The 7417-nt window shown below is 60.8% G+C and carries 5 protein-coding genes and 2 pseudogenes; 3 read left to right on the top strand and 4 right to left on the bottom strand.

Features of this window, described 5'->3' with window-relative positions:
- Positions 1-345 precede the first annotated feature (345 nt).
- Positions 346-528 (bottom strand): hypothetical protein, encoded by a 183-nt coding sequence (locus tag KBI52_RS02960; RefSeq protein WP_114948896.1) that lies wholly within the window; start codon positions 526-528, stop codon positions 346-348.
- Between the two features lie 342 nt (positions 529-870).
- On the opposite strand from KBI52_RS02960, the pseudogene KBI52_RS02955 reads away from it, so the two are divergent.
- A pseudogene (locus KBI52_RS02955) lies at positions 871-1980 on the top strand (IS110 family transposase).
- Between the two features lie 536 nt (positions 1981-2516).
- Here the strand turns inward: KBI52_RS02955 and KBI52_RS02950 are convergent.
- From KBI52_RS02950 to KBI52_RS02940, 3 genes and pseudogenes are all read right to left on the bottom strand, one after another.
- Positions 2517-3563, bottom strand: coding sequence for a cytochrome-c peroxidase (locus KBI52_RS02950; RefSeq protein WP_210805205.1), 1047 nt, complete (start codon positions 3561-3563; stop codon positions 2517-2519).
- 445 nt (positions 3564-4008) lie between these two features.
- Positions 4009-4650, bottom strand: coding sequence for a DUF1826 domain-containing protein (locus tag KBI52_RS02945; RefSeq protein ID WP_210805201.1), 642 nt, complete (start codon positions 4648-4650; stop codon positions 4009-4011).
- Positions 4640-5840: pseudogene (locus tag KBI52_RS02940) on the bottom strand (GTP-binding protein). Before KBI52_RS02940 ends, KBI52_RS02945 begins: the two are co-directional and overlap by 11 nt.
- A gap of 314 nt (positions 5841-6154) precedes the next feature.
- On the opposite strand from KBI52_RS02940, the gene KBI52_RS02935 reads away from it, so the two are divergent.
- Entirely contained in the window at positions 6155-7093 is a 939-nt protein-coding gene (locus KBI52_RS02935; protein WP_210805203.1) for a metal ABC transporter solute-binding protein, Zn/Mn family, read from the top strand.
- Between the two features lie 151 nt (positions 7094-7244).
- A partial coding sequence (locus tag KBI52_RS02930) for a GTP-binding protein (protein ID WP_305797871.1) occupies positions 7245-7417 on the top strand: 173 nt, incomplete at its 3' end.

The following is a 7417-nucleotide window of genomic DNA, read 5'->3' as shown; positions in this document are numbered from 1 at the left end:
GCCTGGCTCATGGCAGCTCTGATCATCTCATCCGCGCAACCGGATACTTCTCAAGCCGCCTGAAATCCAACGCCAGCTCCATGCCGACGCATTATTCAGGGCCGACTCACTTACAATCACTGGCTTAGGAGCGAGCGTAAAGGACTCAAGCCACTCCGATTTGCTGCTGAGCGGCGGCAAATCAGGATAAATCCTTGCGTCTGTGGCATGATCGCAGTGATCAAACCAAGCAGGGCCGGGAGGATGACCAGCTTCAGAACTCAGATGAACAGGCGAAGCTGGATCTCTTCGATCAGTTGGCGGTGAACGAGCCAAATATCAAGGGATGGCTCGGGGCTCGGCCGATCAGCGCTCGGGGACAATCTGATTGAGCTGGAGTGGGTCCATCCCGAGCCGCTCTGCCCACTCCTGTAAAGCGGAGTCATAGAGCAGTCCTAAGAAATGTCTCGAATGCTCCGCGGCGCGCTTGAGCTTGGCAAGTTCAGCCAACGCTGCCGTCATCAGTTCAAAATCACGATCTGCCATCATGCCACTTCCCCTTATGCTTTGTCAGCAACTATGGCCTGCTAGAGTCTCGGGGACAAGACCTCACGTTAAGCAGTGGCTGCTAGGCCGCGACGACCCTGTCTCAATCGTAAGGATATGCGGGCAGTGATTGTTGAATACTTTCAGGGTAGTCTATCGTGACATGTCTACCGGCTCAACAGTGAAGACAGATACCAAGGCAGCAGAGGTGCCCTACAAAAAAGAGCTCATGCCCGCCTTTAAGACCGTATGTCCGCCTGTGTTGAGGAAGTGGCTCGCCCTACTCTGCGCCTCCGAGGGTTGCTCGGGTGGTCCGAGCCGATCCTCACCGCAGGAGGACGAGCCATGGTACAGTCTACGGAGGTTTTTGTCGGAATCGATGTCGCCAAAGCGCGCTATGCCGTTGCGGTCGCTGATGGCGAACTGGGCGGTGAAGTTCGCTACCTGGGAGAGATCGATGCTTCCGCAGAGAGCATGCGGCGCTTCGTGAAGCGCTTGGCGTCCAAGTATGACTTCGTCCACTTCTGCTACGAGGCTGGCCCGACCGGCTATGGCCTGCACCGGCTCATCACCAGCCTCGGCTATCCCTGCGCAGTTGATGCCCCCTCACTCATTCCGCGCAAGCCCGGCGATCGGGTCAAGACCAACCGGCGCGATGCAATCGCCTAGGCCAGACTTCTGCGGGCCGGCGAGCTCACGGCGGTGTGGGTCCCCGATGAAGGTCACGAAGCCATGCGCGACCTGGTCCGCGCCCGCGCTGCGGCGGTCGAGAGCTTGCGGGTGCATCGCCAGCAGGTCAGTGCCTTCATGCTCAAACATGGGCATGTCTACCCACGCAAGACAGGCTGGACCATGCGCTACCTGCGCTGGCTGCAGGAGCAGACCTTCGATCATCCCGCTCACCAGATCGTCCTGCAGGAGAGGGTCGAAGCCGTGCGGCTGGCGAAGGAACGGGTGGAGCGGCTCGAGCAGACGATTGCAGAATTCCTGCCTCATTGGTCTCTGGCACCGCTCGTGCGGGCCCTGCAAGCGTTGCGGGGCATCGATCTGGTTGTCGCCGTGACCTTCGTCACCGAGGTTGGGGATGTCAGCCGCTTCGAGAACCCTCGTCAGCTCATGGCCTATCTGGGCCTGGTTCCGAGTGAGCGTTCGACCGGCGAAACGGTGCGGCGGGGCGGCATCACCAAGGCCGGAAACAGTCGCGTTCGACAGATGCTGGTGGAAAGCGCCTGGACCTATCGGCACCCGCCGCGCATCGGCACAGTCAAACTCTACCGGCTGGAAGCGACGACACCGAATGTGCGCGAGATCGCCTGGAAAGCCCAGACGCGTTTGAGTGGCCGCTATCGAGCCCTCACTCGACGGGGCAAGAAGTCAACGGTGGTGTGCACGGCCGTCGCTCGCGAGCTCGCCGGCTTCATGGGGGCGGTCGCCCGGGAGGTTCAACCCGCCTGATCTGCCCCAGCGGCAACATCTCCTTCTCATGCAGAGGCGGGGGCGGGATCACGGCAGGGGAAAAGCCCGTCAAACGCTTTGTGGCCGACCATGGATCGACGCCCGCTGTAAGATCGGGCCAGCCCCGGACGCACACTCGGGAATGCGGTAGCCAATCCGCGCATCCGAGCTTGATCACCGACGTCCTTCAGGTCTCGTTCCCACCTCTGCGTGTTCATCGATACGGGCCCGCTCTCCGCAGCGGCGGGATCGTTGCGTCAAAATCGTTGACAGCGGACATCAGAGCGTCATGTTCCAACCATTTCCTGAATGGACAACCGCTGAGGAACAGATTGGACTCTCCCTGCCCTTTCCGGCACTGGTCGCTTCTGCCTGCCGCTGCCACGGCAACGCGCTTCATAAACGCCCGTGCCTGCAGCCTCGACCGATCAGGGTCTTGCATCGGCTGAGGGCTGCCTCACCCAAGCTACTCTCTCAACAGTCGGTCGCGCGGCACCTAGAGGCGTTGTAGGGGCCGTCGGTTGGGCCGGGATCGGTCAGCGCAGGCTGTTCTGCCTCCCGACCGCGTCGCCTTGCTCCAGCGAGTTCTTGACTAGCGGCTCGGGCCGCGGCGTCTGCTCCGTGCTTGGCGGCAGGACAGGTAGCTCCATGCGAGGTTGCTGGCCTGTGAGGGTGCGCAGGAAGGCAGCGATGTCGCTCGTCTCCTGAACAGTCAGCTCCTTGCCGAGCTGTGCTACACCCATGATTGCTACCGCCCGCTCCAAGTTCCAGACCTTGCCGCTGTGGAAGTAGGGGGCGGTCAGCTCGACATTGCGCAGCGGTACCGCACGGAAGACGTATTCGTCGCTGGTGGTCCTGGTCACAGCGAAACGGCCCTTGTCTTCGGGAGGAAGAACCTCGCGGCCTGGGCGCTCTACCGCGCCAAACAGGAAATAGTCCTGCCCACCGAGATTGATGCCGCGGTGACAGGCCGTGCAGCCGGTCTCCATAAAAAGCTTGAGCCCGTGCTTCTCTTGGTCGTTCAGAACGGCCACATTGCCCTCCAGAAACTGGTCGAACCGTGAGGCCGGCGTGATCAGAGTCGCCTCGAAGGCCTCAATCGCCTTGGCAAGATTGTCAAAGGTGACCGGGTCGTTCTCTCCGGAGAAGGCGGCCCTGAAGCGGTTCTGGTATTCGGGGATGCTCTTGAGCACGTTGACGACGTGCTTGGGGGAGGCTGCCATCTCGCTGGCGCCCTGGATCGGCCCCCTGGCCTGTGTGCGCAGGTCCTGGACACGTCCGTCCCAGAACTGCGCTGCGTTGAACACTGAATTGAGCACAGTCGGCGAGTTTCTCCGCCCCTTCTGCCAGCCATGGCCCATGGAGGTCTCAACGTTGTCGCTGCCGCCCGCCGCCAGATTGTGGCAGGAGTTGCAGCTCAGGATACCGGAGGCGGATAGGCGCGGGTCGAACCACAGCATGCGGCCGAGCTCGGCCTTTTCGCGGGTGACGGGATTCCCCTTGACCTCGGGCACCATGGAAGGAATCGGCTTGAAGGCATCGTTCGCGATCTTGCGCAGTTCCTTGACTTCCTGCTGGCTCATCGCGGGCGACGGCGCCGACGTCGCAGATAGTTGAGCGCATGCTTCAGGAGAGGATGCGCCCAGGGCGAGTACGGCGACAAAGGCTCCGCTGGCGACACTGGCGAGAAGGGGCTGATTCATTTTCAGGCTCCACGATGCCGGGGGATGGGCTGAAGGTGGCTATGACGGGCAGGGACGGCTACATAGGACGGTTGCAAGATCTGTGCCTGATTGTACGGTAGCGAAGCATGTGGAAGAACGTGCACGTTGGGACGAACTGTTGACTCCTCTAAGCTCTAATCGGCTTGGCTCCGGTGCCTGAAAGGTCGCACACCGAGGACACTGGGGAGCGCCCCCGCTGTGAAGCCTCGTGGACCCAGGCAACGCCACTGAGGACGACGAGAGAGTATCCGAGAGCCAGCGCAAGCCTGAGACGTCTGTTCATGAAGCTCTCCTTGATTGTGGATCAGGACGGACGAGGGGCTTCGTTGATCGCAAGGGAGAGCCTGGCGATGTCTTGTCCGTCGATCGCCGGCGAGCGGTGCAGAACACCGGGATGGCCCGCCGTTGCGCCGCAACATCCGCGCATAATGGCAATCCATCCCCGCTCAAGCTGTCTGACTTGGCCGCTTGGGATTGGCGAGCTCGGCGGGAGTGCTATGAGAGCATGGGGTGGCACCCACTCGGTGCCGGAACCGCGATAAGTGGTGACGAGCCGGTAGCGCACATTGTCGACATGGAAGTTGCGGCAGACATCATTCTCGGTGACCTTGAGGCGCAGGCACAGACGCTGAGCTCCTGTGAGCTGAGAGAACATCAGCCCGAGGAAGCTCAGGTCATTGCCGAGCCACTCCGCCAGCCAATCCGCGCCGATCCCGGCTTTTGCCAAGCGCAACTGCACCTCGCGCTGTAAGGTCTGGAGATCACCCTCGAGCCGCAATCGCGGGAGACGATGCACCGGCAACGCGTCGAGTCCAGCGGCTACAACCGGATCGAGCGCTCGCGGCAGGATGCCGATCGGTCGGAACTGGAGGGTCTGCCGCGTCAGCCTCTCCTCGACGCACATTCTGTGATGGGATTCAGGACGGATATCGCGTTCAGGCTGCATCAGCTTTCCCCCATAATGGGAAGGGATCACGCAGTTGCCGATAAGCATCGGGATCGAACTGCGTCGCTGTTGACGCTCCGATCAGGCTGTCATCAAGCACCGCACGAATGGCAGATTCATCCATGCCAGTCCCGATCAACACCAGCTCCTGGCGCCGGCCGCCCCAGAGGGCGTCTCCATTCGGGGTGATCAGGCCAGTGCTGTTTGGGAATCGCGCTCCACCAATGGCCCGTAGCCATCATGCGTACGGTAGCGCCTGCAGGCGAGAACTCGACGACCCATCTTGGCCGCGTAGCGAGCCAGAAAAGCCCCTTGGCCCGGATTAGCCCCGGCAATGTGGCGTTGATGAACGCGCGGAACCTCTCGGGATGAGCCAGACACCGTGTTCGGTAGACGAAATTTTGAATGCCGTAATCTTCCGTCTCCGGCAAATGCTCGGCATGGCCGTATAGCTCCTTGGACCAGGGCGGATGCTGCTGCCTCTTCCCCTCATCAAACAACTTGGTATTGAAGATATCGGAGAGACCCACTTGCCCGGAGGCGGTCTCAATGATGCGGTCACTTGGATTGAGGGCTACAACAACCTTGCGCACGAGATCGAGCGCTTCAGGTGTAACCTCTGTGACCTTGTTGAGGATGACGACCTCTGCAAACTTCATCTGCTCCAAGAACGGATGCACGAGGGTGTCTTCGTCGGCCTCGCCTGACGTTTCGCCGCGATCCCGCGGGAAGTCGTTGGACCTGCAGTCCTTTAGCAGATGGGCGGCGTCCCCGACGGGCGCTATGGTACCTAGACGGGCCACATCAGAGCGGTTGTTCACGTCCTCGTCACGGAAGGAGAATGTACTCGCCACCGGCATGGGCCTGGCGATCCCGGTTCCTTCGATCAAGAGGTAGTCGAACCGGCCCTCGTCTCTTAGGCACCGCACCTCGACCAGGAGATCGCCGCGCAGCGTGCAGCAGACGCAGCCATTGGCTATCTCCACCAGCTTCTCGTCCATGCGGGCGAGATTGGCGCCGCTCTCGCGAATCAGATCGGCATCAATGTTCACCTCGCGCATGTGACGGACGATTACCGCCACGTTGCGGCGCTTGCGGCTGTTAAGCACTTGATCGAGCCGGGTGGACTCGCCGATGCCGATGAACCCGGAAAGCACGGTGCCGAGCGCGCGGCAGGGAGCAGATATCATGGCAGTCTCCAGCTTTGGGCGTTGCGGCTGCATCACGGATAGTATACTATACGTAATAGGTACTGTATAATATACGTCAAGGTGGTTTCGCATGAATTTCGCAAAAACGGACTGTGAGGCTGCTGCCCCGCCCAACCTCAACTGCACACAGGAGCGGGTTCATCGGCTTCTTACCGAGGCTCGGGTTAGGCGTCGCCTCGCGGACTGGAGCCGATCCCATGCCTTTCAGTTCCAGAACACCGCCGTCGACACCAATGGCCTTTGTGCCACCTGAGGCCCTTCTTTTCGATCAGGAACCTTTGAAAGGACATCTTATGATCAGTCGTCGCTCTGCCCTTGCCGCTCTGGCATCGATCACCTTTGTCCTCTCCGGCATCCCGGCCCTAGCACAAGCATCAAAGCTCAAGGCAATCGCCTCATTCTCGATCCTAGGGAATCTCGTGCACCAGGTAGGCGGCGATCGCGTCGAGGTGATGACACTCGTCGGTCCCAACGGGGACGCCCACGTCTTCCCCCCGCCGACAGCGTACGCGACAAAGGTCGCCAATGCTAAGATCATCTTCGTCAACGGACTCGGGTTCGACGACTGGATCAACTGCCTCGTCAAATCCTCCGGCAGCACGGCATCGCTCGTGATCGCCAGCACTAACGTCAAGGCGATCAACGGAGAGGAGGAGCATGACCATAGCAAGAGCGAGCACAGTGATGCTGGCCACGACCATGGCAACCTTGACCCACACGCGTGGCAGGACGTGGCAAATGCCAAGATCTATGTCGCGAACATCCGCGACGGGCTGATCAGGGCCGATCCTGCTGGCAAGGGAGCCTACGAGAACAATGCCAAGAGCTACCTCACCAAACTCGATATGCTCGAGGCCGAGGTAAAGGCCCGCGTTGCCAAGATCCCGCCCGAGCGACGCAAGATTCTCACCTCCCACAACGCCTTTGGGTATTTCGAGCACGCCTACGGCATCGACTTCGTTGCTCCCCAGGGGGTCTCGACGGAAGGGGAGGCCTCGGCGGCGGATGTGGCTAAGATCGTCAAGCAGATAAAGACCGAACACATTACGGCGGCGTTCGTCGAGAACATCTCTGATCCGCGGCTGATCGAGCAGATCTCCAGGGAATCGGGTGCGAGGATTGGCGGCCCCCTCTTCTCCGATGTCCTCTCCGACCAAAGTGGCCCGGCCAGCACGTACATCGATATGATCCGCAACAATGTGAACGCCTTCCAGGGAGCTCTATCGAGCTGATCCACGGGCATTCTCCCTCCAAAGACGAGAGGTACTCGCATGGCAAGGAGTTGGGGCGAACCTTCGACCATCTCCACGCGGGCACCATCATCTCACCTCGGGGCGCGCCTGCGCTCCCCTGCAGGAAGAACTCGAGATTCGGAGCCGCTCCATGACCGACAAGATTCCCGTCACCGTCCTCACAGGCTATCTCGGCGCCGGCAAGACCACCCTTCTCAACCGCATCCTGACCGAGCAGCACGGCAAGAAATATGCCGTCATCGTCAACGAGTTCGGCGAGATCGGCATCGACAACGAACTCGTCGTCGGCGCCGACGAGGAAGT

This window comes from Microvirga sp. HBU67558 (genome assembly GCF_018069605.1).
In the GTDB taxonomy this organism is placed as follows: domain Bacteria; phylum Pseudomonadota; class Alphaproteobacteria; order Rhizobiales; family Beijerinckiaceae; genus Microvirga; species Microvirga terrae.
The sequence above is the reverse complement of the archived record's forward strand: the minus strand, read 5'-3'. Positions and strand labels throughout refer to the sequence as shown.